25 protein-coding genes are annotated in these 24,602 nt (G+C 52.0%); 4 read left to right on the top strand and 21 right to left on the bottom strand.

Features of this window, described 5'->3' with window-relative positions; genetic code table 11:
- The first annotated feature begins 178 nt into the window (after positions 1 to 178).
- From FCS96_RS10080 to FCS96_RS10070, 3 genes are all read left to right on the top strand, one after another.
- Complete coding sequence (locus tag FCS96_RS10080; protein ID WP_228264067.1) at positions 179 to 403, top strand: hypothetical protein; 225 nt, start codon at positions 179 to 181, stop codon at positions 401 to 403.
- Positions 404 to 721: 318 nt separating this feature from the next.
- Entirely contained in the window at positions 722 to 1,114 is a 393-nt protein-coding gene (locus tag FCS96_RS10075) for a hypothetical protein (RefSeq protein ID WP_138440212.1), read from the top strand.
- On the top strand, positions 1,095 to 1,388 hold the full coding sequence (locus FCS96_RS10070; protein ID WP_138440211.1) for an MbcA/ParS/Xre antitoxin family protein: 294 nt from the start codon (positions 1,095 to 1,097) through the stop codon (positions 1,386 to 1,388). Before FCS96_RS10075 ends, FCS96_RS10070 begins: the two co-directional genes overlap by 20 nt.
- Before the next feature lie 194 nt (positions 1,389 to 1,582).
- On the opposite strand, the gene folM is transcribed toward FCS96_RS10070, so the two are convergent.
- From folM to FCS96_RS10040, 6 genes are all read right to left on the bottom strand, one after another.
- Positions 1,583 to 2,281 (bottom strand): dihydromonapterin reductase, encoded by a 699-nt coding sequence (gene folM, locus FCS96_RS10065; protein WP_138440210.1) that lies wholly within the window; start codon positions 2,279 to 2,281, stop codon positions 1,583 to 1,585.
- A gap of 48 nt (positions 2,282 to 2,329) precedes the next feature.
- A complete protein-coding gene (locus tag FCS96_RS10060; protein ID WP_138440209.1) occupies positions 2,330 to 3,733 on the bottom strand; it encodes a CYTH domain-containing protein in 1,404 nt (467 codons plus the stop codon).
- Positions 3,734 to 3,903: 170 nt separating this feature from the next.
- On the bottom strand, positions 3,904 to 5,289 hold the full coding sequence (lpdA, locus tag FCS96_RS10055) for a dihydrolipoyl dehydrogenase (RefSeq protein WP_138440208.1): 1,386 nt from the start codon (positions 5,287 to 5,289) through the stop codon (positions 3,904 to 3,906).
- Positions 5,286 to 6,593, bottom strand: a complete 1,308-nt coding sequence (locus tag FCS96_RS10050) for a dihydrolipoamide acetyltransferase family protein (RefSeq protein ID WP_138440207.1) — start codon at positions 6,591 to 6,593, stop codon at positions 5,286 to 5,288. Before FCS96_RS10050 ends, lpdA begins: the two co-directional genes overlap by 4 nt.
- Positions 6,594 to 6,610: 17 nt before the next feature.
- Positions 6,611 to 7,624 carry an alpha-ketoacid dehydrogenase subunit beta gene (locus tag FCS96_RS10045; RefSeq protein ID WP_138440206.1) on the bottom strand — a complete coding sequence of 338 codons (1,014 nt, stop codon included), beginning with the start codon at positions 7,622 to 7,624 and terminating at the stop codon, positions 6,611 to 6,613.
- Between the two features lie 2 nt (positions 7,625 to 7,626).
- Positions 7,627 to 8,856, bottom strand: a complete 1,230-nt coding sequence (locus FCS96_RS10040; protein WP_138440205.1) for a thiamine pyrophosphate-dependent enzyme — start codon at positions 8,854 to 8,856, stop codon at positions 7,627 to 7,629.
- A 155-nt stretch (positions 8,857 to 9,011) separates the two neighbouring features.
- Here FCS96_RS10040 and FCS96_RS10035 point away from each other — a divergent pair, with 155 nt between their 5' ends.
- A complete protein-coding gene (locus FCS96_RS10035; RefSeq protein ID WP_138440204.1) occupies positions 9,012 to 9,464 on the top strand; it encodes an Lrp/AsnC family transcriptional regulator in 453 nt (150 codons plus the stop codon).
- A gap of 16 nt (positions 9,465 to 9,480) precedes the next feature.
- On the opposite strand, the gene FCS96_RS10030 is transcribed toward FCS96_RS10035, so the two are convergent.
- The 15 genes from FCS96_RS10030 to FCS96_RS09960 form a co-directional block, all read right to left on the bottom strand.
- The gene (locus FCS96_RS10030) at positions 9,481 to 10,227 is read right to left on the bottom strand and encodes an SDR family oxidoreductase (RefSeq protein WP_138440203.1); all 747 of its coding nucleotides are present in this window, start codon (positions 10,225 to 10,227) and stop codon (positions 9,481 to 9,483) included.
- 35 nt (positions 10,228 to 10,262) lie between these two features.
- On the bottom strand, positions 10,263 to 10,823 hold the full coding sequence (gene folE / locus FCS96_RS10025) for a GTP cyclohydrolase I FolE (protein WP_212747069.1): 561 nt from the start codon (positions 10,821 to 10,823) through the stop codon (positions 10,263 to 10,265).
- 114 nt (positions 10,824 to 10,937) lie between these two features.
- Positions 10,938 to 11,837, bottom strand: coding sequence for a cache domain-containing protein (locus tag FCS96_RS10020; protein ID WP_138440201.1), 900 nt, complete (start codon positions 11,835 to 11,837; stop codon positions 10,938 to 10,940).
- A gap of 61 nt (positions 11,838 to 11,898) precedes the next feature.
- Positions 11,899 to 13,029 (bottom strand): acyl-CoA dehydrogenase family protein, encoded by a 1,131-nt coding sequence (locus FCS96_RS10015; RefSeq protein WP_228264082.1) that lies wholly within the window; start codon positions 13,027 to 13,029, stop codon positions 11,899 to 11,901.
- A gap of 17 nt (positions 13,030 to 13,046) precedes the next feature.
- Positions 13,047 to 13,847 (bottom strand): crotonase/enoyl-CoA hydratase family protein, encoded by an 801-nt coding sequence (locus tag FCS96_RS10010; protein WP_138440199.1) that lies wholly within the window; start codon positions 13,845 to 13,847, stop codon positions 13,047 to 13,049.
- An 8-nt stretch (positions 13,848 to 13,855) separates the two neighbouring features.
- Positions 13,856 to 14,914, bottom strand: a complete 1,059-nt coding sequence (locus FCS96_RS10005; protein WP_138440198.1) for an acyl-CoA dehydrogenase family protein — start codon at positions 14,912 to 14,914, stop codon at positions 13,856 to 13,858.
- Positions 14,914 to 16,065 (bottom strand): acyl-CoA dehydrogenase family protein, encoded by a 1,152-nt coding sequence (locus tag FCS96_RS10000; protein ID WP_138440197.1) that lies wholly within the window; start codon positions 16,063 to 16,065, stop codon positions 14,914 to 14,916. The genes FCS96_RS10005 and FCS96_RS10000 overlap by 1 nt, the downstream gene beginning before the upstream one ends.
- A gap of 105 nt (positions 16,066 to 16,170) precedes the next feature.
- A complete protein-coding gene (locus tag FCS96_RS09995) occupies positions 16,171 to 17,478 on the bottom strand; it encodes an amidohydrolase family protein (protein ID WP_138440196.1) in 1,308 nt (435 codons plus the stop codon).
- A gap of 338 nt (positions 17,479 to 17,816) precedes the next feature.
- Positions 17,817 to 19,091 (bottom strand): cytochrome P450, encoded by a 1,275-nt coding sequence (locus FCS96_RS09990; protein WP_138440195.1) that lies wholly within the window; start codon positions 19,089 to 19,091, stop codon positions 17,817 to 17,819.
- 117 nt (positions 19,092 to 19,208) lie between these two features.
- The gene (locus FCS96_RS09985; protein ID WP_138440194.1) at positions 19,209 to 19,751 is read right to left on the bottom strand and encodes a glutathione peroxidase; all 543 of its coding nucleotides are present in this window, start codon (positions 19,749 to 19,751) and stop codon (positions 19,209 to 19,211) included.
- A gap of 8 nt (positions 19,752 to 19,759) precedes the next feature.
- Positions 19,760 to 20,263, bottom strand: coding sequence for a carboxymuconolactone decarboxylase family protein (locus FCS96_RS09980; RefSeq protein WP_171040727.1), 504 nt, complete (start codon positions 20,261 to 20,263; stop codon positions 19,760 to 19,762).
- 30 nt (positions 20,264 to 20,293) lie between these two features.
- Entirely contained in the window at positions 20,294 to 21,469 is a 1,176-nt protein-coding gene (locus tag FCS96_RS09975) for a thiolase family protein (RefSeq protein ID WP_138440193.1), read from the bottom strand.
- Positions 21,466 to 22,371 carry a 3-hydroxyacyl-CoA dehydrogenase gene (locus tag FCS96_RS09970; RefSeq protein WP_138440192.1) on the bottom strand — a complete coding sequence of 302 codons (906 nt, stop codon included), beginning with the start codon at positions 22,369 to 22,371 and terminating at the stop codon, positions 21,466 to 21,468. The genes FCS96_RS09975 and FCS96_RS09970 overlap by 4 nt, the downstream gene beginning before the upstream one ends.
- A complete protein-coding gene (locus tag FCS96_RS09965; RefSeq protein WP_138440191.1) occupies positions 22,355 to 23,233 on the bottom strand; it encodes a fumarylacetoacetate hydrolase family protein in 879 nt (292 codons plus the stop codon). The genes FCS96_RS09970 and FCS96_RS09965 overlap by 17 nt, the downstream gene beginning before the upstream one ends.
- The gene (locus tag FCS96_RS09960; RefSeq protein ID WP_138440190.1) at positions 23,233 to 24,309 is read right to left on the bottom strand and encodes an amidohydrolase family protein; all 1,077 of its coding nucleotides are present in this window, start codon (positions 24,307 to 24,309) and stop codon (positions 23,233 to 23,235) included. Before FCS96_RS09960 ends, FCS96_RS09965 begins: the two co-directional genes overlap by 1 nt.
- Positions 24,310 to 24,602 lie beyond the last annotated feature (293 nt).

The raw sequence follows: 24,602 nt of genomic DNA, 5'->3' as shown, positions 1-24,602 counted from the left end.
TAATATAAAAAAGAAGATCAGACAAGTTGCACGCGTTCAAAATTTGAGATAAAACTGATGCCATCTGAAAATTAACGGCGGAATACATCACGTATGATGTATTTAACGGGTAGCGGCAATGAGCACTAAATCTTCCATCACATCTGGGCCTATGTTTCACCTTTACCATGAGCTCACTTTGGACTCTGTAGAACCGCAAGACGTTTATCTAGAGCTGGACGATGCCAAAGAGCTAATGATCGAAAAAGAGGGCGAGCATCATGGGCTTAGGGCGCGAATACAGCTGCCCTGCGAGCTACTCGACAAGGTTGCCATTGCCTGGATCAAACATCGAAAACTTCAGGGCGCTGTCGGCGGTCCTGTGGGATTAGAGTGGGGATCACCGGACTGTCCTTACGACTGAAACGTGTTTTTTTCTTTTTGTCCGTAAAACACGTTTCACCTTCGATCTTACCCACTCTTCTGTTGGAATTTATTTAAAGGGTGGAAGAAAAGCGACTACTTACTTTAAGTAAAACGATCAACCGCCCATAATCCACAGCAACCAAGACACAAGGATGATCAGAGCACCATCAGTCCAATGACTATATAAATATTTTGATAATTATACCGGATTAGACCAGCGAAGATCTTTTGTCATTTCCGGGGATGAAAATGTCGTTTACCCAAAATCTTCCAGCTTTGCTGATGAACTGAAAAATAATGTATGAGGAGATTGTCGATGGCGTCCCATACGGGCAATGAACGGAGCACAGAACGAGATCAGAAACGTCTCCGAACCGCGATCCGGATTCTCGATAACTGGGGACTGGACCAGATAGGCCAGGCCCAGATTCTGAGAGTGGAGCCCCAACTACTGAGCTCGCGCGAATTGGTGGGGGCCTTGGGAATTGATCATCTCGCGAGGATTTCCTTTCTATTGAACATCCACGTCTCACTTCGAGAACTATTTCAGAACCCCCAAAACTACTACGGCTACATGGCAGCGGTGAATTACAACCCGCCATTTAGCGGCCAATCGCCTTCAGAGTTCATTCGCGCAGGCGAACTCGCCTCTCTCAAAGAGGTTTTCGAACACCTTGAGTTTCTGAAATATGGCCAGCAATACCAATGATTCGATCGATGAGTTTGCCACCCAGCTCGGACTGGCTCGTCATGAGCTGGATGATCTTCACCTCTGCAACAGTTTTTCAGAGCCTGAGGTTCGGGAATTACTACATCAATTGAGAACAAGACTGATCATATTGATTGGAAATGATCGGGAGAACCTCGCGCATTGGATGCGGGACTACAATTTGGCGCTGAAAGGGGTGCCACTGGACCTGATTCAGACGCCCAAGGGGTTTCGGGCAGTTATGAATTATCTGGATTGGTTCATCGAACGATAGCTAAGAGCTACCGAAATGTTGGTCGAACGACTTGCCCCGGTATTTAATACAACCGCTACCGAGTCATATTCGGACACCTTAGTAGAAGCAAAGGCCTAGGCATAGACTTAGAGCAAAGGAGAGTCCAAGTTGGAGCAGCGACGTCATTACCTGAGTGCAAGTGGACTCAACCCTATATAGTAATCACTCCTAGCCTATAAATGTCGTCCGCCGTCCAACTTCAAACACTCCCCAGTCACATAAATGTTATCCATCAGGTATCGAACAGACTGATAAACGACTTCAGGCCCTGGCTCAATATGGAGCGCCGACTTGGTAAGCGCTTTGGCTTTGTATTCCTCTGAGTCACCCTCATTGAACATGATCAGAAAAGGCGCCACGGAGTTAACCTTTATGTCTGGCGCAAACTGTCGGGCGAATGACTGTGTGAGATTCTCCAGACCCGCTTTTGTCGCGGCATAAGCAACATGCTTGGCGCTACCGTGTTGGGCGACATAATCAGTGAGATGAATGATATCGGCGGGAGCGTCTGCCTCAAAAAGGCCCTTACAGGCCATATTGATCATGTAGGGTGCCTGCATGTGAATCATGAACATAGTCTGAAACGATTCATGACCGCCGTCTTCGCCCAACCAGAGCGAGGCATTATGGATGACTGCCCTGAGCGTGACGTTTCTCGACTTGAGTTCCGCAATGAAGTCTTCGATGCCGCCAATGGTCGAAAAATCGGCCTGAATAACGTCTATACCCTTCAGTGGCGTTTGGGCCCATTCATCACGCATGCGCCGACATGTAATGATGACGTGATGTCCGTCTTCGACAAACCTTCGGGCGCAATGTAATCCCAGGCGCTGTGCTCCGCCGGTGATAAGAATTGAGGGTTTATCGGTCATCAGTCTCTCCCAGTCAAACGATGGTCTTGTCTTTTATAGTCTTTCTGATCAGAAGACATATTGGTGAATTTTGCTCGCGAGTTGCCGATCCCATACTTGCAGCTCTCTCAGGGACCGGTCTAAAAGTTCTTGCTCCCTCTCGCCCCCCAGAGGAACCCGATTATTACTAGACAACACTTCCTCAAGCTCTCGCATAAGCGACGAAGGACGATCAATATCGAGAAATGACCAAAAACTTCCAAAAATAAAGAACAGTCGCTGGAAAAGTAGGCGCGGCGGCATTTCGTTTTTCATTAACGCTTCTTTGGTCGAACAGCTGTCAAGGGGCTTCGTAACCATGCCCTCAGTCCGACCAATTTCGTTTTTTAGCCAGCTCATCACGACGTGATCAGACATATCCTCACGAGCTGCGTGAGGTGGCACAGACCCGGAAAGCTCACTGTGAAGCCACCTTCCAAAACCAATCAAGAGCTGCCCCCACCGATTGCTCTCGATCCAGCCGCTGAAAATTGCCTCGGCGTGGTCATAGCGATCACTCTCATTCAGGCTGACAGATACATCCACCTGGTGATCATCAAAGAAAGCGTCCGTGTGCTCAAACAGCTCCTTTCTAACCGTTTTGGGTATGTTGCAACGGAAAATCTGAAAGTACTGGTGCAACATCCCGAGTTTGCGATGCAGCCTATGGAAACTGAGCCGATCACGCGACGCGTGAAAATGCTCGGAAAGGGACACGATATCGGCTAGCAGGACCTGGCCGATATCCCTCATGACCGTTCGGACTTTCACTGTGCCAGGCCACTTAGGCAGCTCTCGATCATCTGACGGAGCAGTCGGAGCCAACAATCGGTATCCCCGCTCAGACTTACTCAAATCACAAGGCATGAGCGGTGTATCTTTTGCCAGGCTCTGCGCCAACTCAAATATCGCAACGTCTGGCCCCTTTCTGACCTCTAGCTCAAGTTCACAAATCAGTTCAGAGCCTTCTGCAGTTTCGATGGAGCCCTCATCAATCGCTGCTTCCACCTCGATATTTTCACGGTCTCGCTGCCAGCGTATAAGAGATCTCGTTCTCTTGAAGTCTGTACGAAATATAGGAGCGAGCCGCGACTTATCCAGGTTTTTCAGATTCTTTGGCCAGCAACTGCTATCGAGTAGGCTGATATCAAGATCAGGCGACTTGAGGTACCAGTCCCACTCTTGTCGGACAGACATTCCGGCAAGACCGTCGGCGTTGTACTTCAACGTCTGGATATACTGGTCCCCGTCGCGGCGCATACGCAAGGCTACGCCTTCTGAGGCTAACTGCTTATCCGGAGTATCAAAATACTGATTGTAGATAATGCCGGAACGCCAGCCTTCAATCTGGCGCTGTTTAAGCAGAGGGTGTTCTTTTATTGCGCTCGCAGTCTCCGAACTAATCCGTAGCTTTATTTCAGCTTCTAGAAACATACTTTCTCTCAAGGCTTGTCTTTACTGCAACTACACCGACCAGTTCCAGTATCAGGATGACTACCTGAATGTTATCAACCAACTCGCTGAAAATCGCTCGTGAGATGAAAACTTCGATGACCTGAGCGTAGCGCAAACCTTAAGCCGTGGTTTCAGGTCACCGCGAATCATCAAGCATGAATCGCATGCCCCAAAACCTTCAGAGATGCTTCTTGAAACATTTCCCCCATGGTTGGGTGTGCCTGGATAATGCTTTCTATATCGCCAACGGTGGCCCCCATTTCGATAGCCGTAGTAAAAGCCGCGGTCAACTCGGATATGTGAGCCCCAACGGCTTGAACCCCAAGAATTCGATGGGTCCCTGAATGCGCGACTACTCTTACAAATCCGCCAGAATCACCCGCATTCATTGACAGAGCCCGGCCACTGGCCGCCATTGGGAACACGCCCGTGGTTGTGTTAGGTGCTCCAGCGTCGACGCCGACACTCACGATCTCCGGTTCGGTAAAACACACGGCCGGAATCGCGACAGGATCGAATCGACGTTTTTTCCCAGCAATTATCTCAGCTACGACCTCGCCCTGGGCAGACGCTTTATGAGCAAGCATCGGTTCCCCAACCAGATCGCCAATTGCCCAGACATTTTTGGTGGAAGTAGCACACTGCTCATCCACTTTTACAAAACGCCCGTCCATCTCCAGAACCATATTTTCCATCCCCCAGCCTTCAGTCAGGGGTTTACGCCCTACCGTTACCAGGATGTTATCAGCTGGCAGAACGACTTCACTTCCATCGTCTAACTCAACGGCAAGACCGTCATCACGCTCGCCTTTAGCACAGGCATTGAGGTGAAGCTTCACACCGTGCTTCTCAAGCCATTGCCGGACAGGTTCAACAAGTTGCTTGTCATAAAGCGGCAGAATCCGATCGGTAGACTCGACAACGGTCACATCGCTTCCGAGCTTCGCGTAGGCAATTCCCAGCTCCAGTCCAATATAGCCTGCACCGACGACAACCAGTTTTCGGGGCAACTCAGCAAGTGACAATGCCTCAGCAGAGCTGATGACCTTTCCACCCATAGGTAAGAACGGTAACTCAACCGGTGCCGAGCCCGTCGCCAGAATCACGTGCTCACTCTGGATGGTGACAGTACCGTCGGAGGTTTCTACCTGGCAGGTCTTCGCGTCGGAAAAGCGTCCCCACCCCTCGATCACCTTAACCTTTGCTCGTTTGAGAAGTGCGCCCACCCCTGTATTAAGCCGATTAACAATAGAGTCTTTCCAGGCAACAGTTCCTGCAAGATCGAGCTCAGGGGGAGAGGTTAGAGAGATACCAAACTGTGGTTTCCTGGCGGTTTCAACCATCGAGGAAAATTCACTGGCAGCGTGGATCATCGCCTTGGAGGGGATACACCCACGTATCAGGCATGTCCCCCCCAGTTGATCTCCTTCAACAAGTACCGTATCCAGGCCCAGCTGACCGCAGCGAATAGCTGCAACATAACCGCCTGGCCCGCCGCCAACAACCAACACTTTTGTTTTGATGACTTCGCTCATGGTCGCTCCAAGAAAATCAGAGTGGGTCTCTCAATCAATCGTTTGAGTCGCTGGATAAAGCTCGCCGCGTCATGCCCATCGATAATACGGTGATCAAAAGACGACGAGACATTCATCATCGTCCGCACAACACATTGACCATCACGTACGACCGCACGTTCCTCAAGCTTGTTCGGCCCGATGATCGCCACTTCAGGCGAATTAATGATCGGCGTCGCGGAAATACCACCCAGAACTCCGAGGCTGGTCAGAGTAATGGTCGAACCGGTGAGTTCCTCCCGCCGCGCAGTTCCCTGACGCGCTGCCTCCGTCACGCGACTCAACTCTCTGGCGCACTCCCAGATATCAAGCGACTCAACGTGCCTGACAACCGGAACCATCAGTCCTTGCGGAGTCTGCGCAGCTATGCCGATATGGACGCCATCGTATTTATGCAGAACACCTGCATCATCGTCGAACCGAGCGTTTATTTCAGGGAACTCAACTTGCAACTTTGCCACGGCCTGCATAAAAAATGGCAATAGCGTCAACTTGGGAACGCCTTTCTCGCGTTCAGCATTCAGTGCCTTTCGTAGATTCTCCAACTCAGTGAGATCAAAAGACTCAACAAAGCCAAAGTGCGGGATACGTTGCTTGGCATCCTGCATCTTCTCTGCAATTTTCCTGCGAAGGCCGATAATCTTCTGTTCATTAACCGTAGTGCGCGCAACGCGTGCCGAATTAGCTGAACCGACACTACCACCCTGTTCAACGTATGCATCCAGATCCTCCGGAGTGATACGTCCACCCGGGCCTGTGCCGGGAACGAACTGAAGAGGGATGCCCAACTCGTACGCCCGTTTACGCGTAGCTGGGGCGGCCAGAGGTTCGTCACCAGGGTCACGCAAGGGGTAACGATAGCTTGGCCTTTCCGGCTTTTCTCTCGCGGCCTTTAGCGCGACGGGCTCTCCGGAATCAGGCTTTTGCTCAGAACTGTCTTCATTTTTGCGAACAGGCTCCTGACTCGCGGGAGCTTTGGGAGTCTCTTCCACTTTCGAGGCAGACGCATCAACGTTACCCGGACCTTCTACCTCCAATTCGACCAAAGCAGCCCCCACCGCCGCCTGGTCGCCAATGTTTCCATGGATGGCCGTCACTACACCATTGATGGGAGAAGTGATATCTACCGTTGCTTTGTCGGTCATCACGTCGACCAAGGTTTGATCTTCCTCAATCGCATCTCCAACCTTGACGTGCCACTCAACGATCTCTGCTTCGGCGGTGCCTTCACCAATATCTGGGAGGCGGAATACGTATAGACCCATTTTGCTTTCCTCCGTACTCAATTCTGCATCGCCTGGCGCAGTGCTTTGGCAAGTCTGGCAGGGCCCGGAAAATAGTCCCACTCGAAAGCATGGGGATACGGAGTATCCCAGCCAGCTACTCTCCCGATGGGACTTTTAAGATGATAAAAACAGCGCTCCTGCACGAGTGCGGAAAGCTCTCCCCCAAAACCTCCGTAACGGGATGCCTCATGGAGTATCACGCAACGTCCGGTCTTTTTTACGGATGCGACTATCGCATCAATGTCGAGAGGGACAATGGAGCGCAGGTCGAGCAGCTCTGCATCGATGCCGCTCTCCTCAATACCAGCTTTCGCCACATGCACCATTGCGCCATACGCCAACACCGTGACATCGTGGCCTTCTCGAACAGTTGCGGCTTTACCAAGCGGTACCGTGTAATGTCCTTCCGGTACATCCGCACTGGGCTCATTCGCCCAGCTCTTGATCTGACGGTCGTGATGGCCATCGAACGGCCCGTTGTAGATTCGCTTTGGCTCCAGGAACACGATCGGGTCGTCAGACTCAATGGACGAAATCAGAAGCCCTTTTGCATCGTAAGGGTTGGACGGTATGACCGTCTTGATCCCGGTAATATGTGCGAAGATCGCCTCGGGACTCTGGCTGTGGGTCTGCCCACCAAAAATACCACCGCCATAAGGTGATCGAACCGTAATCGGAGCCCAGAATTCGCCTCCCGATCTGTACCGCAATCGCGCGGCTTCCGATACCAGCTGGTCATAGGCCGGAAGAATGTAATCGGCAAACTGGATCTCAGCTACAGGCCGCAAACCGTAGGCTCCCATCCCTATGGCCGTGGAGATTATGCCCCCTTCGGATATGGGAGCATCGAAGCAACGGGTTATGCCGTGTTTCTCCTGCAATTTGTCTGTAACACGGAAAACGCCCCCAAAGTAACCAACATCTTCTCCAAAGATGAGTACATTGGGGTCGCGCTCCAACATTACATCCAGCGCCGAGTTCAGCGCCTGTATCATGTTCATGTTTGCCATTGTTATATTCCCATTTCGCGACGCTGTTCAATCACTCGCCAATCAGGTTCCGAGAAGACCCCCTCAAACATTTCACGAACGCTTGGCTTGGACTTACCTAAAGTACCCACGGCCTCGGCCTCTTTAACCGCAGCTTTCACCTTTTCCGTTAACTCGTCGGTTAATGCCTGATGACGGTCCTCATCCCACTCTCCGGCTGAAATAAGATGCTCTTTGAGACGGGCAAGAGGATCGCCAAGAGGCCAGTGCTCCGCTTCATCCGCCGGACGGTATTTCGTTGGGTCATCGCTAGTGGAGTGGCCTGCTGCGCGGTACGTGAAAAACTCGATCAGGGTAGCGCCAAGATTATTGCGCGCCCGCTCTGCCGCCCATTGCGTGGCTGCCCACACGGCGAGGAAATCATTTCCATCTACCCTCAACCCTGGTAGACCATAGGCGAGTGCTTTTGCAGCAAATGTGGTCGCTTCACCACCCGCAATCCCTGAATAACTCGAGATAGCCCACTGGTTGTTGGTCACGCATAAAATGACCGGAGCCTTGTATACCGACGCAAAGGTCAAGGCCTCATGGAAGTCACCTTCAGCCGTCGTCCCTTCACCGATGTAGCCCAACGCGATTTTATCGTCGCCCTTGTAAGCGGAGGCCATGGCCCACCCCACTGCATGACCAAAACGGCTGCCAACATTGCCGGACAGAGAATAAAAGCCATAGTCACGAGCGGAGAAAAGAATCGGGAGTTGCCGACCCTTCAAAGGATCTCTCTCGTTTGAAAAGATCTGGTTGACCATATCAATGAGAGGGTACTCTCTCGCCATTAACCAGCTCATTACCCGATAGGTCGGGAAACACATGTCCCCGGCGGACAACGCCAATGATTGCGCAGCGCCAATAGCTTCTTCGCCAGTCGACTTCATATAGAAGCTGGTCTTGCCTTGCCGGTGCACGCGGAACAGCCGTTCATCGAAAACTCTTGTCAGGAGCATGGCGCGCAACCCTTGCCTCAAAACATCGGGGGACAAATTGGGGTTCCATGGCCCTACAGCATTACCGGCATCATCCAGAACACGCACCAGCTTGTATGGTAAGTCGCGCATTTCCTCTTCCGGCGCCGCCACATCTGGCCTTCGGGTCTCGCCAGCTTTGGGAACAACAAGATGCTTGAAGCTAGGTTCGTCACCTGGCCGGGCAGCCGGCGCGGGGACGTGTAAGTGAAGTGGTTTAGAGTTCGTCATAGCGTGTCACTCCCTAATTTTTATTGGTTGATGATGTCACGCAAACCAGGGATTTTCTTTGTTATTTCCGCCCTGAAAAGCAGCAGTTTTAGATTGCAATTTCTCACGGAATACTTATATTAGAATTAAATTCTAATTACAAAATATTGATTGTTATGGATGCTACTGATCTCAAAATCGTGCGCTTTCTCCAAGCCCATCCTGAGATATCAATGTCAGACCTGGCGGAAAAGGTGGGGTTGTCACAAACGCCTTGCTGGCGCCGCGTTAAAAAACTCGAGGGCGATGGGGTCATCTCAGGGCGAGCCGTAATTCTGGATCCCAAGAGCTTCGGCATCGTCGTTGACGTCGTTGCGCACCTGAGAGTGGCCCGCCAGGAAGAGGAAACCCTGGAAGCACTGGAGGCGGCGGTGCAGACGCACCCTGAGATAGTGGAGTGTTTTTCTATGAGCGGGGAAAGCGACTACATGCTGAGAGTCATGTCCCGCAGCATTGAGGACTACGAGAAATTTCTCAAAAAAACGCTCGTTCATCTACCAGGGGTGACTGGCGTGAATTCAAGCTTTGTTCTCAAGCGAGTAAAACTGACAACCGACTTACCTCTATAGACGGTAATGTGCCCACCTATAGTTGGGCCTCGCCACCGTCAACAGCGTAGTCTGAACCTGTCACATAACTCGATTCATCTGATAACAGGAACAACACGACCGACGCAACCTCCTCGGCTGTTCCCATACGGCCCATGGGATTGGCCTTGCAAAAAGCGTCTTGCATCTGATCGACCGCCTCATCTGAGCGGCCTGTGCGCTTAAAGAATGGCGTTATGGTCGGGCCGGGGCTCACTGTATTCACCCGCACCTGGCGTGATATCAACTCACGGGCCAAAGCTCTCGTCATCGAACGGACAGCTCCCTTGGCAGCCGAATAGACCGCCCCGCCTGCCATCCCCTTGTCTTTCGCAAGCGAAGACATCAGGACCAGACTTCCCCCATCCTTCACCAGACCGCTCAAAGCCTGCGCGCTAAACAGAGCACCACCAACGTTGAGATCAAAGAGCTCCCGGTATAACTCAGGTGTGATGTTTCCTAAAAGAGCTCCGCCACCTTTTCCGGCATTGATAGAAGCACCGTCTATTCGGCCAAACCGACGCGTGACTTCTTCGGCTAACACCTCTGCAGCGTCAAAATCGGCCGCGTCATTCAACAAACCCTGAATATTACCGTGCGCCTGCTCTGCTGCCCTAAGCCTATCGATGTTGGTTCCCGTCACCAGAACCTGACCGCCTTCTTGAGCAATCGACAAGGCTGTCGAAAAACCTATACCGCTTGTACCTCCGGTAACAACGAACGCCTTATCGACAAAACGAGCCATACGACTTTCCTTTACTCTATTGCAACGACCTATTATTACCCGCGACTAACCAATTGCAGGAACTCCTGACGAGTGTTTACAGACTCGCGGAACGCTCCCAGCATCACGGAGCTATACATCTTCGAGTTCTGTTTCTCGACACCGCGCATCATCATGCACATGTGTCTGGCTTCGATCACAACGGCGACACCGTCGGCCTGAGTCACACTTTGCAACGCTTCTGCGATCTCTCTCGTCAGGTTCTCCTGAATCTGCAGACGTCGGGCGAACATATCCACGATACGGGCAACCTTGGATAAACCAATCACCTTGCCCGAAGGAATATAGGCAACATGTGCTTTGCCCACGAAAGGCAGCATGTGGTGCTCACACAGAGAATAGAGCTCAATATCCTTGACCAACACCATTTCATCGTTATCTGACTCGAACAACGCGCCATTAACAATCTCCTCAAGGGATTGCTCGTAACCATGACAAAGAAATTGCATAGCCTTCGCCGCACGCTTCGGGGTACCAACCAGTCCGCTGCGTGACGGCACAGGATCAAGTCCAGCCAAAATGGCTTCGTACTGTTTCGTCAAGTTTTCAAGGCTCATTGATGCTTCTCTTTTTGTTGAATCCCGTCCTCTGAGGAGCCTGTCATATTTGTGACCAAGACCAACTACCAAACTCGGCTTATCGCAATCGGTAGCGCAGGATTTTTGGATTAACTAGTCCAGTTCGGCCCACCCCTGATAGTAGCCGACTGCAACAATGTACTTCTCAGTAACACTGAACAGCGTGATTTTCTGTTCATTGGAGTTCGTTGTTGGATTGGGCCACAAATATGACAGCCTTCCACTGTCGCTTGTTTCAGCCATCTCTAACATACGCTCGCCGATAGGCTGCTTGTCGGTGGAACGAATAGTATTGAAATCACTTCCAACCAGCCGACGGTTATAGCCATGGGCAATAAACCGTTCTGAATCACGATCAATCACAAAGGCATACAGATCGTCTTGGTGGAATTCCGGCGACAGGCTATTGATTTTCCGGATGGTTTCTTCGGGTTCCTCTCCCATTGCCTGCACAACACGTGTCAGCAGGTTCTTGGCTTCGCTCTCACTCGAGCGGGGAATGTAGTATCCCACTGCAAAAACTTTGTTATCGACACGTGTATAGAAGACACTCTTTTTCTCATGGCGCCCACTGGACCAGTTCTGCCACCGATAGGTGGCATGGTGTACGTCGCCTGATGCAGGACGCTCAAGCGCCTGTTGAAATTCTGCTCTCAGCTCCGGGCCAAGCGTTTTGCTGACATCCCGTCCAATCAAAGTCGCCGAAGGGCCTCCGCTGGCGAGCATCACGCCGTTCGTATCAATAACGTAGACATAAAGCTCCCCATCGGTAAATCGCCCTTGTCTGCTGATAGCAGCCAAGGCGACATCGCCTTCCTCTGTATAATAAGCCACAGCTCTGGCCAACAGATCTTTTGCTCTCCTGGTATCGCCACCATCGATATCAGCGGGTAGGCCCTGGCCAAATGCACTGGCTGTCAAAAACATGCCCAGAACAAGCGCTGTGATCCTTAAACCAAACTGCGTTGTTGCCTTATACATTGCCATGTTCATAGCCCGTCACCTTTATCGATCGGTACTCTTGCTTTAGCGCTCTCGATCTGAAGCTTCAAAATTAGAGCTTTCGGCTGATAATTTCTTTCATGATTTCTGAGGTCCCCCCGTATATGCGGGCCACACGGGCATCGATCCAGGCCTGGCCAATTCGATACTCGCTCATAAAACCATACCCGCCATGCAACTGAAGCATGTCATCAAGCAGCTTTCCCTGCAGCTCCGACCCCATCAGTTTGGCCATGGCGGCAACATCTGCAGGGAGCTCATCATTCATGACACGCTCAAGACAGTTATCAACAAATACTCTCAGCATCGTCGCCTGGGCTTTAATGTCGGCTAACTTAAAGCGTGTATTCTGAAAATCGAATACTGTCTTACCAAACACCTTTCGTTCTTTCGTGTAGCCAATCGTCAGCTCAAGAAAACTATCAATCGACTCAGCCGCTCTAAGAGCAATGATCAACCTTTCCCACGCCAATTGATGCGTCAGGTAGCCGAATCCTGCATTTTCTTCACCAAGCCGGTTTGATACCGGGACACGCACGTCGTCGAAGAACAACTCTGCCGTGTCCTGCCCCTTCAGGCCGATTTTGTCCAGCAGGCGACCTTTAGAAAAACCTTCGCGGTCTGTTTCGACACATACCAACGTCAAATCCTTGCTTGCCGGATCAATTTTGGTGGCCGTAACGACCAAATCTGCATTTCCACCGTTGGTGATGAATGTCTTCTGGCCTGAGATAACGTATTCATCACCATCCTGTCGCAATTGAGTTCGCATGGATCTCAGATCGCTTCCAATGCCAGGCTCGCTCATCGCGATGACACCGATCATTTCGCCACTGACCATCTTGGGCAGCCACTTGTGCTTCTGCTCTTCAGTGCCGTACGACACGATATACGGTGCTACAATTTCAGAGTGTGTTGTGAAACCGATTGCCGTCGCATTAACTCGCGCAAGCTCTTCGATCATCACCGCGGAGTGCCCAAAGTCGCCACCAGCACCGCCGTATTCTTCGGGCACGGTGGAGCAAAGCAACCCCATTTCCCCCGCCTTGCGCCAAACTTCCTTCGGAACAATGCCTTCCTTTTCCCATTCCTCCAAGTGAGGGCATATTTCCCTTTCTATAAACCGTCGGGCCTGTTCTCTGAACATATTATGGTCTTCGCGGAACACGGTACGCATCGAGATCTATCTCCCTTAAATAACTACTGATCCAGAAAGTTCGGTTTGCGTTTTTCAACAAACGATGTAACCGCTTCTTCATGATCTTTAGTGTGATGAGCCAGCGATTGATAGGCTGCGGATAATTCAAGCAATGAATCCAAACGCATATGCTGGCCTTCGCGTAACAATCGTTTGCATAGCCTTAGAGCATGCCCTGGGTTTTCAGCGATACGTGCAGCCAGCGCCAAGGCTTCTGATTCAAGCTCGTCTGGTTCACAGACCTGTTCGACGAGTCCCCAAGCCAAGGCCTGTTCTGCGTCAATCGTATCGCCGGTAAAGGCCATCAAACTTGCCTTGGGAATGCCGATTATCCGGGGAAGCAACCAGGCTCCCCCATCACCAGGAACGATGCCCAATTTGACGAAACTTTCTGCAAACTTAGCAGTCTTGCTTGCAATCCGGATGTCGCACATGCACGCCAGATCCAGCCCTGCGCCGATAGCCGCGCCGTTTACTGCCGCGATAATCGGAATATCAAGGTCGTAAAGGCACAGAGGAATCTTTTGAATACCATTACGGTACGTATCACGGAGCTCATAAGGCGAGCCCGCGAATATGCCCTCGCGGCGTTGCATATCTTTGATATTGCCGCCAGCACAGAAAGCTTTTCCACTTCCCGTGAGGACCACAGCTCTCACACTATGATCAGTCCGGAGCTCTGCACACAGATCAACGAACTCCTGCATCTGACTTGGATCGCTAAGGGCGTTGCGTGTATCGGGACTGCTCATCCGGACCACAACAACATTGCCCGTGCGTTCAATGTTTAGAAACTGAGCCATAAGCGCCTCTAACCTTCGGTCGTTAGTTTTTGTTGATGAGGGTGAGTGATCGACGACCAGAATTGTTCAGGTCCGGACGCGCAGATATGGTTACCCAACACCTTGCTCCAATGGGTAGCGCTACCAAACTCTCCGCGCCAGGCCCACAGTCGACGAGTTAGCAACTGCAGCTCGTATTCCTGTGTGAAACCAATAGCACCATGTACGGAGTGCCCGATCCGGGCAGCCTCACTCGCGCCGTCCGACGTCGTCACTTTCGCCGCAGCGATTCGAAAATGGCTCAGGTCTGGATCGGATGCCACAAACGCCGACTCTGCTGCCACATTGGCAGCCGCAGTTTGCTCAGCCAAAATGGCCAGTTGCTGCTGAATGGCCTGAAACTTGGCAATTGGGCGGCCAAACTGTTTCCTTTCCGCTGCATAATCGGACGCCAGCTCCATAACCCTCGTCATTGCTCCAGCTATCTGTGCGGAACGCAGCATTGCGCCACCATAGCCTAAAGTAGAGGCAGAAAGCGTCTCGGGAAGGTTTCCGGATGCGGCCGGAAGTGCTGACGAGAAAACCATGGTATCTCGCGGCTCACCGGCGATATTTGTGCCCTCATGGAGGGAGTTCGCACCCGCTGTTTGCAGTAAGACCACACTTGCTTGCTGCCCTTCCGTGACCACTGCAACAACAGAATTCGCGTACCGTCCCCATGGCACCTGAGCCAGCTCGCCCGATACCCGGTCTCCAGACCATTCAAGAGTTCCTTCAGGAGCGATCGTCACGATACCGTCGCTGGCCTCAATACCCGCCAGGCCCAAAAGCCAGTTTGCCAGTAGCATCTCAACAAGGGGCACCGGCGCCATGTGCCTGCCGGCAGCACGTGCGACAACGAACAAATCTTGCCAGCCCGCCCCAATACCTCCGCTTTCCTCGGGTGCACTGGCCAATGTAAAGCCATTCTCTTCCAGGGCCTCCCATACGGCCTGCGGCCATACGCCATTTTCAGCGCTCCGAACACATTCAGAGGTCGAAAGATCAGCCAGAAGGCGCTCAATAGTTGATTCAAATAACTCACGCATTATCGAAGCCCCAACCCACGTGCGATGATTCCACGAAGAATTTCACGGGTTCCCCCGCGTAGTGAAAAAGAGGGCGCCATCTGCGTTAAGTAAGCAAGAACACGCGCATACTCCGATCCGCCACTTACCTGTGGCTGCTCATCAATAAGAAGTTGCAGAATTTCCGGAATTTCTTGCTCAAAAACGTTGCCCAGGTCTTTAACGCACGACGCGGCCCAGGCGGGGTTCTCACCGTCACTGAGTTGCTGTGTCACAGACAGGGACATATCCCGCAAAGTCAGCAGTCGGGCGGTAATTCTTCCTATGTCCCGTGACTGTAATGCATCCGGCTTGGTGCCGATGACGTCAAGCGCGGCATAAATGAGTGCGATGCTGCTCAGAAAGCGCTCAGGCCCACTTCTCTCAAAGGCGAGCTCTGCAGTTACCTGTTGCCAGCCAGCACCTTCCTGTCCGATCAGTGCACTGTCATCGAGCTCGACGTTATCAAAGAACACTTCGTTGAAATGCTCACTCCCGGTCAGGTCGGGAATAGCTCTTACGGTGATACCGGGCAAACTGAGGTCGACGATGAACTGCGACATCCCGCCGTGGCGGCCGGTCTCCTCTTTATCACCCGTCCGAACCAGCGCGATCATGTAATGTGAGTGATGAGCGTTGGTTGTCCAGACCTTCTGACCGTTCAGCAGCCAGCCATCCTTCGTCTTCTTCGCATTAGTCTTGATGGAAGCCAGGTCAGAGCCGGAGTCTGGCTCACTCATACCAATGCAGAAATAGCTCTCTCCCCGACAGATTGGGGGAAGATACTTTTCTTTTTGCTCATCGGTGCCAAATCGTTGAATTAATGGACCACTTTGGCGATCTGCGATCCAATGTGCTGAAACAGGCGCACCTGCCGCCAGCAGTTCTTCTATAACAACATAGCGTGAGTAGGGTGATGCTGCTGCGCCACCATACTCAACGGGCAGGGACATTCCCACCCAACCCTGCTCCCCCAACTGGCGGCTAAATCCTGCATTAAACCCCATCCAGGAATGAGCCCGGTCAGTCAGCGGATAATCAGCAAGTTCATCCCGTAGAAACGCTCGAACTTTTGAACGGAGCATTTCAGCTTCAGGCGGAATAGAGCTATGGCGGAATTGTGAAATACTCATCGAAAGGCATCCTCAGCCGCCAAGGTGTGACAGCTCAGTATTAGTTTTGACCAAACCTCCCGTTTCCAGCTTCTGGGAAACGGGAGGTTTCATTCACCGCCGGATTTAGATAGCGGTCTTGGCATCTGCCTTTTCAAACATCGACGTAATGTCGCCGGAAGTGACCGGCTTTCCGTCTTGTTTCGTGACCTCAGCACCGCCAAGGCCCAGTGCCGGCTCAGTGCTTACATGCGTTGCCTGCGCTCGAAGTGCACCAACAGTGCAGTTCTCCCGGCCAAGGATGGGGAACGGATCGTAGGAGAACTCACGCATTGCGTTCAGGTGAGTCACCTTATTGATCTGTTCTTCAGTCAGACCCTGCAAATGGTCCCAGGTGGTTTCCGGGGAATGCGGCCACGTGCAATCGGAGTGCGGGTAGTCGCTTTCCCAGGTCACCATGTCTTCGTTCATGAAGTGCAGATTCTGAAGGCCAAACTTATCCTCAATGAAGCAGGTCACAAAGTGCTTGAAGAAGATATCGCTCGGCATCTTCCCGCCGAAATCTGCGTTGGTCCAGGCATGGTGATGGCGATGCGTGAAATCAGCACGCTCCAACAGATAGGGCACCCAACCAATGCTGCCCTCTGACAACGCCATGCGAAGCTTCGGATACTTCTTCCACATCGGCGCCCAGATCCAGTCGGCTGCGGCGTTGGCAATCGAAATCGGCATGGTTGTGATCCAGGCGTCAATCGGCGACAGGTCTGAGGCGTGTTCAGCTTTACCGCCCGAACCGATGTGACAGCAGATCACAACGTTGTTGTCTTCACAGACTTTCCAGAGCGGATCCCAGTACTCATCATGGATGGATGGGTAGCCCAAACGTGCGGGATTGTCAGAGAAAGAAAGCGCGTGCACGCCCTCCTTGGACAGCCTCTTGACCTCGGCGACGGCTGCCTTCATATCCCAGAACGGCACCAGCATCAGGGGGATAAAGCGGCCTGGTGCGGCATTACACCAATCGTAAAGGTGCCAGTCGTTGTACGCCTGAATCGCCGCAAGGGCAATGTCGCGCTGCGGATGATTCTGGAAGCGCTGCCCCGCAAACCCTGGAAATGTCGGGAAGCACAGAGAGCCCAGCACGCCATTCGCGTTCATATCGTCAACGCGCGCCTTAACGTCCCAGGTGCCTCGGCGCATCTGGTCATATCCGAGCGGCTCCATGCCGTATTCTTCCTTGGGGCGCCCTACTACCGAGTTAAGCCCCATATAACCAGTTGCTTCTTCCTCGAACACCCATACATCTCGCTCGCCACGTTTCTCAACGTGCGGCTCACGGCCTTTGAAACGCTCCGGCATATGGTGTTTGAAGGCATTGGGTGGCTCGATGGCATGATCGTCCACACTAACGAGAATCAAATCTTCAAGTTTCATGGTGGGTCCCCTTCGCATTTCGCGATTTGTGATTGTTCATCTAGTATAGGTCACACACTTTATAAATTAAACAGTTTTTTTGTTTCTGTACAACTACATCAATAAAAATTCTGTTTTTTGTGGGGAGGCCGATAAACCTCACCCTCGATGGGTTCGAGTTCCACTTGATTTAAAGGGAGTTTTTATAGCGCGGAGAAACTGTAGACAGGAGGTCAGGCCCTCCACCGTGCGGGCAAATGTATCCGCAGGCAGGGGGCCAGTGTTTACAGCCTATAAGCTGATAACTGAAGGACAGGAAAACAATCCGGGAGTGTTGAGTCGGCGACGACCAAAAACAATCAGTCCCAGATAACGGGTAGATTGTGAGGCCCCCTTAACTGGGCTCCCTTGATCTCCGGAGCTGGCTTGGAAGGATCCAGCCTAATGTTTGGCATCATGTCGAGAATGGCGTTTACGGCACAATTGATTTCGGTTTTGGCTACGAACTGGCCAATGCACATGTGGGGGCCAAAACCGAAACCGAATGACGGTTTTTGACGACGATCAATATTGAACGTATCTGCATCCTCAAAAACGTCTTCATCCCGGTTCGCCGAGCTTACGATGCATGAAACCATAGCGCCCTTTGGCACTTTTACGCCGCGAATTTCAGTATCTTGCGATGCCTGACGAACCTTGAAGGTTGCCACTGGCTCGTAACGGACAGACTCATCAATGGCCTTATTAACCAGGCTTCTGTCATCCTTGACCCGAGCCAACAGCTCGGGCCTTTCAAGCAACAGAGTCATCAACGTGCCGAATGTCCGGGTGGTCGTTTCCCCGGCAGCTGGCAAGAGCGAACGAACAAAGGTAGTAATCTGATGGTCATCCAACGATTCCCCTTCGTACTCCGCCACAATAAGGCGGCTGATCAGGTCATCACCGGTGCCGCCCTCGGCGCGCCGTTGCTCTACAACCTCTCGAATCGCTCCATAAAGAGCATTTACCGCTTCCATTGCTTCCTTCTTTGCTGCCGCAGCCTTTTCCGGGTCGACTTGTGGACCTTTCAGAATGGCCAGAGCCCATGCAGCGTACTGCTTGATTTCTTCGGGGCGATCCTCGGGGAATCCGATCAGTGAATAGATTACCCGGATGGGAAAATAGAGTGCGAAATCCATCAGGTCAGCCTGCTTATCCGCAATCATCGGCTCCAGGAACTCTTCCCGAATGACCCGATCAATACGATCCTGCTTCCAACGGTTGACTGTATCTGGCATAAACACCGGCTGCAGTAGGTTTCGCATCTTCTTATGCTCATCACCGTCCATGGCCGTGAGTATGAGACCGTCAAAAAAAGCCCCTAGCCCTTCGGCAATGAAACCACTGGTAAATTGAGCACTATCGCGCATGACGCGCATCACATCGTCGTATTTAAACAGCGTATAACAAGGACGATCCGGATCAACGCCCGCAATCGAGGGCACCCCAAGTTTCTCCATGAAATTCTCGGGCAGGACGGGGCTGTCCTCACGCATCTTCGCATAGGCCGCGTGCAGATCGATGTCTGCCCCACGGTAGTTACTTGCAACGTCTTCAAAGACACTCTCTAGTTTGTTTTTCGACAATTCAGCCATGTCCAACTCCCGTTATTGTTTTCCACGCACAACCAGAAATCCCAGAAATTCGACCGTCCGGCTGGTAAAAGCGCCATAAAAAATTAGACTAAATTTAAACTTATGCCCAACTAAGCCTCAAAGCAAGTGCTTCTTCAAGACATCCAGAAACCTCTCATCTGTTACCTCAATATCCGGGGCGAAGCGGGCAACGACTTCCCCATCACCATCAAGTAGAAATTTTTCAAAGTTCCACTGCACTTCCGGAGGCATGTTTGGCTCGATGCCATAACCGCTGAGCTTTTCTCGCAAAGGCCCATCACCAATCACACTGGGAGCCGATCGGGTTAAAGCCTCATAGAGCGGATGCTTACCAGCACCACTTACCGATATTTTTGAGAACAAGGGGAACGTGACGTCGTATTGGGTTGAACAAAAACTGGCAATTTCTTCATCACTTCCAGGTTCCTGCTCCCGGAAATCATTTGAGGGAAAGCCCAAGATCACCAGACCGCGGTCCTTCCACTCGCGGTACAGAGCCTCCAACGCACGATATTGCGGCGTCAGACCACATTTTGAAGCGACATTCACCACCAGGTACGCCTTGGCTTTGCAGTCGAATAAACCAGCTTCATCGCCATCAATAGTTTTGATCGAAATCTGTCGCAGTTCGGAATTCATCAATATCCTCAGTAAGCTTTCTGAACGTAAGTCATTCGCCCACCCGCTAACATTAGCGCACAGTACATATTGAGCTCTGCTATTTCTTCAACGCTGTAGTGCTGCGCCATTGCCTCGTAGTGCTGGGCTTCAATTGCCATGTAGTCAGCCGCGAAAAGCTCAGCAAATTTGAGGGCTGCCTGTTCTGGCACGGTGAAATAGGCACTGTCAGCCGACAAACAGGCAATGTCCCTTTCGCTGACAGTGTCCGATTTTCGTGCCAACTGGCACGCCTGGCATTGTGTAATGCTGGCAATCTTAAGCCGCACCAGTTCACGTAACCTCTCGCCCAGAAGGCTGTGGGCATGAAATTGCTCTAGCAGGTCAAGCCAACCTTGAGCAATCGCTGGACGGTGAGCCCAAACCTGAACCGGTACACTGGAGCTCAGCATTCCCGATTGAAGCCCTTGCTTCAGCGTTCTTTGCAGGCCTTCTGGCATCTTGGAAACAGGCACCAGTGGAATATGAGTCATGCTCCCTCCATCGCCACGGCATTCACGGATTCACTCAATCCGTTCTATAATCGTTGCCGTACCCATACCGCCAGCACAACAAATGGCTTGCAGGGCGTAACGTCCTTCCCGACGCTCAAGCTCATTCAGCATGGACGTCATAATGCGAGCGCCGCTCGCCCCAAGTGGGTGCCCAAGCGCAATAGCTCCACCATTGACATTCAGGCGCTCCGGTGAAGCCCCGATCTCTTTTAGCCAGGCTAGTGGTACCGAGGCGAACGCCTCGTTGATTTCAAACAGATCCACGTCATCCACGCCCAAGCCGGCTTTCTCAAGCACCTTGCGGGTTGCGGAAATCGGGCCAGTCAACATCAACGTAGGGTCTGCACCAACCGTCGTGATTGCCTTAATACGAGCTCTGGGTTTGAGCCCCAGTCTCTGGGCAGTTTCAGATGACATCAAAAGCAGGGCCGCACAACCATCCGAAATCTGTGAGGAATTGCCCGCCGTGATCCGACCGTTTTCTTTTCTGAAACTAGTCTTTAGCGTCGACAACTTTTCCAGTGATGTATCTCTGCGAATGGTTTCATCACGCTCAAAAAGACCCGTGAATGCTTCAGTTCCTTCTTCGCAGTACTCCGCAACCGGAACCGGTACTGTTTCAGCCTCGAAAAAACCGGCATCGGCTGCCTCGGCGGCGCGGCGATGGCTCTCAAGAGCAAACGCATCCAGCTCCTCGCGACTGATCTCCCACTTTTCCGCAACACGCTCTGCAGCCTCGCCTTGGGAAGTCAGTTCGTACCGATCAGACGCCAGCCGGCCAAACGCATCACCATGCAGATCACGGTTGCTACCCATCGGAACGCGACTCATATTTTCGGCGCCACCGGCCACGACAATATCTGCCGCACCGGATGCAATCGCTCCCATTGCAGCATGTACAGCGGCCTCACCAGAACCACACTTCCTGTCAATCGTTAAACCTGGAACCGATGTCGGCCAGCCGGCCCCTAGGAGAGAGGTTCGGGCAATATTCGCAGACTGCTCACCGATCTGCGTTACGCAGCCGAATATGACGTCATCGACAGACTCAGCTGCCAAGCCGTTACGCTGCAAAAGTTCGTTCAGAACGACTGCACCAAGGTGATCTGCACGAACACCTGCCAGACTGCCCCGAAAACGGCCCACTGGTGTTCTGACCGCATCCACGATAACGATATCGTTCATGACACACTCACCTTAAGACCGGATCCCGGAACACGCTTCCCATCCTCATACTCGTATACGCCATGGCCAGACTTGCGCCCAAGGCGACCTGCAGCGACCATTTTGATAATCAATGGACAAGGCCGAAACTTCTCACCAAGCGTGGAGTGAAGGTATTTCAACACTGATAATCGCGTGTCCCACCCCGTCAGATCACCCAGCTCAAGCGGCCCCATTGGGTGGTTAAAGCCCATTCGCAATGCGGTATCAATATCTTCCGCACTCGCGGTGCCTTCCTGAAGCATATACATGGCTTCGTTGCCGAGCAGAGCAGACATGCGGCTCGTTGTCAGTCCAGGAGATTCGTTGACGACAATTGATGTTTTGCCGATCAACTCACACAATTCCCGAGTCTTCGCAACGGTCTCATCGCTCGAAGCGAGTCCTCGAACCAGTTCCACAAGCTTCATCTTGTGAACCGGGTTAAAGAAATGCATTCCAATGAAACGCTCGGGCGCAGGCAAGATAGAGGCAATCTCTGTAACACTGAGCGCAGAAGTGTTGGTAGCGATGATGCCGTTGTCCGCCATCACGTCATAAGCGGTACTAATGACCGCTTTTTTCGCTTCCAGATTCTCCGAAACAGTCTCGATAACCCAGTCTGCGTTTTTCGCACCAACGGAGAGTTCCCGTTCAAGCGTCAATGTCCCCAGCGCCGCATCCGCTGCCTCTTCAGTCACCTTGCCAAGCTTGACGCCTGTTTTCAGAATCTCGGTGATATTGCTGTATGCCCTGTCCAGGGAATCAGTACTGATGTCTACAAGCACGGTTTGAAATCCTGAAATCGCAAAAGCATGCGCAATTCCGGTGCCCATAAGACCTGCGCCAACAATCACAACTTTTACTTTATTGTTGCCGTTCATTTTTCAAGCCTCTTGTTAATCTCTCACCAACAACATTTCGTAGCGTTCCGATTCCCTCAACACTCGCCTCTACCACGTCTCCCGGGTTCAAGAACCTTCCAGTCGCCATACCTACACCTGCTGGCGAACCCGTGAAAAGCACATCCCCGCACGCGAAACTCGATCGAGCCTGAACAAATGAAACCAACTCCCCCACACTCCAGGTCATTTCGGAGGTATTGCCGTCCTGACGCATTTCACCATTGACCAACAAGGTCAATCGCAGCTCAGGAGCGCCTTCGGAAAACTCATCACGGGTAACAATCCATGGCCCCAGACCCGTTGTTTTGTCCTGGCTTTTTGCCGCAAATAGGTCCATGCCGATTCCCTTTGGACCGCTGCGCTGCAAGTCTCTGGAACTAACATCGTTACCGACGGTGTACCCGAGCACTGAGGCATAAGGATCATTCGGATCAATCTCATTACTTCCAATGACAGCAACAAGCTCTACTTCGTAGTCAAGCTCTTCCGTCAGAGGCGGGTAGCGGATTGGATCATTGGCACCAATAAGCGCGCCATAGGCCTTGAGAAATGCTATCGGCTGCTTCGGAGCCTCCAGGGAGAAGTCTTCCTTCAGATGCTTGAGGTAATTGGCCCCTGCCACCACAACTCGATTGACTGGATCAATCGGTGGCAGCAGCGTTACCGCTTTCAAAGGTAACGGTCCGGAAGAAAAGGACAATGCGCTAATTCCGGCACCCGCGGTTACCCGAGGCGCCCATTCGGTGAACGCCTCCCGTATCGGATTGACCTCTTCATGCTCGAGATCAATCACCCCCCAGAAAGGAGCTCCACCGTTATAAGTACATCGTGCAAGTTTCATTAGCCCCCAACCTTACCCAACTTATTAGGGTCCAGATGCAACAGTTCACAGGCATTTTTCCAGCGAATCTTGTCAAGATCCTCTTTGGACAATTTCAGGTCGTCCGTGAGGTCATGACGGACCGCATCACTGCCCCCGAAATTGGAGCCGTAGAGCACCCGATCGGCACCAATGACCTCTACCATAGCCTGGCGCATTGGGACCTCATGCAGTTCAACGTCAAAGTAGAAGTTCCTCAGATACTCGAGGAACGGCTTCTTATTGTGATAGGTATCAAGGTTGGGGTTGGTCTGGGCCATACGCCCGAGCTGGTAGGGAACGAAACCGCCGCCATGGGTGATATAAACCTTCAGATTCGGGAATCGATCGAAAACACCACCGTTGATCATGTACCAGAAACACTTCGACTCATCGTAGTTCATGCCAACAATGGCCGTCGTTTCGTAACGATCGGTATTTGCGTCTTCGCCCCAGGTAACCGATTGGTTGTATCCATGGACAAACATGGGCAGATCAAGGTCACACAAGGCCTCCCATACAGGATCCATCTCGGGCGAATCGAACTCCAGTCCGCCAAAGTTCGAGCCTCCGGCTACCAAGCCCTTGGCGCCCAGTTCAGTACACGCTCTCCTGATTTCCTTCGCAGCCTCAACCGGAACGTTCAAAGGCGCATGCGCCCAGAACATAAGACGGTCGGGCGCCTCAGAGCAGTATTTCGCCAAAGAGTCGTTCACCTTCTGGGCAAATGGAATGCCGAACTCAGGCTCAGCCCAGTACATGTAGCAGTGGCTTGGCACAGACAGAACTTGGGCATTCTGACCCGCCGCGTCCATCCCCTGCAGGCGATGTTTTGGATCTCGCCACTTGGCCATGTATTCCTGAACATCCAGGGTCTCTCCGCGCGCATGAGCTTCACGCAATGCCTGTTTACGCTCAGGGGCGCCGAGACTCAAGACCCAGTGACCGACCCGGAGTTTGATATCCCCGTCCGACTGGAGTTCAAAAGCTGGCCCCCAGTGGGGATGCTGGTCGTAATAGTCAGGGTGCGGTGCGTGAGCGTGAAGATCAATCAGCATGATAAAGCCCTCTATGTTGTTCTATTTGAGTCGTGCGTACTGCTTAAGATGTCTAGAAGCATAATACAGATTTACTCATAAATACAAAAACTGTTCAACTATTGACGTAACAGAGGCGCGGGAAATATAGCTCGATGGCTGTTCTTGAGGTTGAGTAAATATTTCAAGTTTTTGTTTTATAGGCATTTATTATATTTTCAGACAATCTATGCAAAGAGATATAGATAGAGAAACAGCTCAGATCACTCCGCATGAGGCTTCAGGGTAGGACGGGGAAAATTTATGTAAATTCA

It is taken from the genome of Marinobacter alexandrii (genome assembly GCF_005871205.1).
Lineage (GTDB): Bacteria > Pseudomonadota > Gammaproteobacteria > Pseudomonadales > Oleiphilaceae > Marinobacter > Marinobacter alexandrii.
The sequence above is the reverse complement of the archived record's forward strand: the minus strand, read 5'-3'. Positions and strand labels throughout refer to the sequence as shown.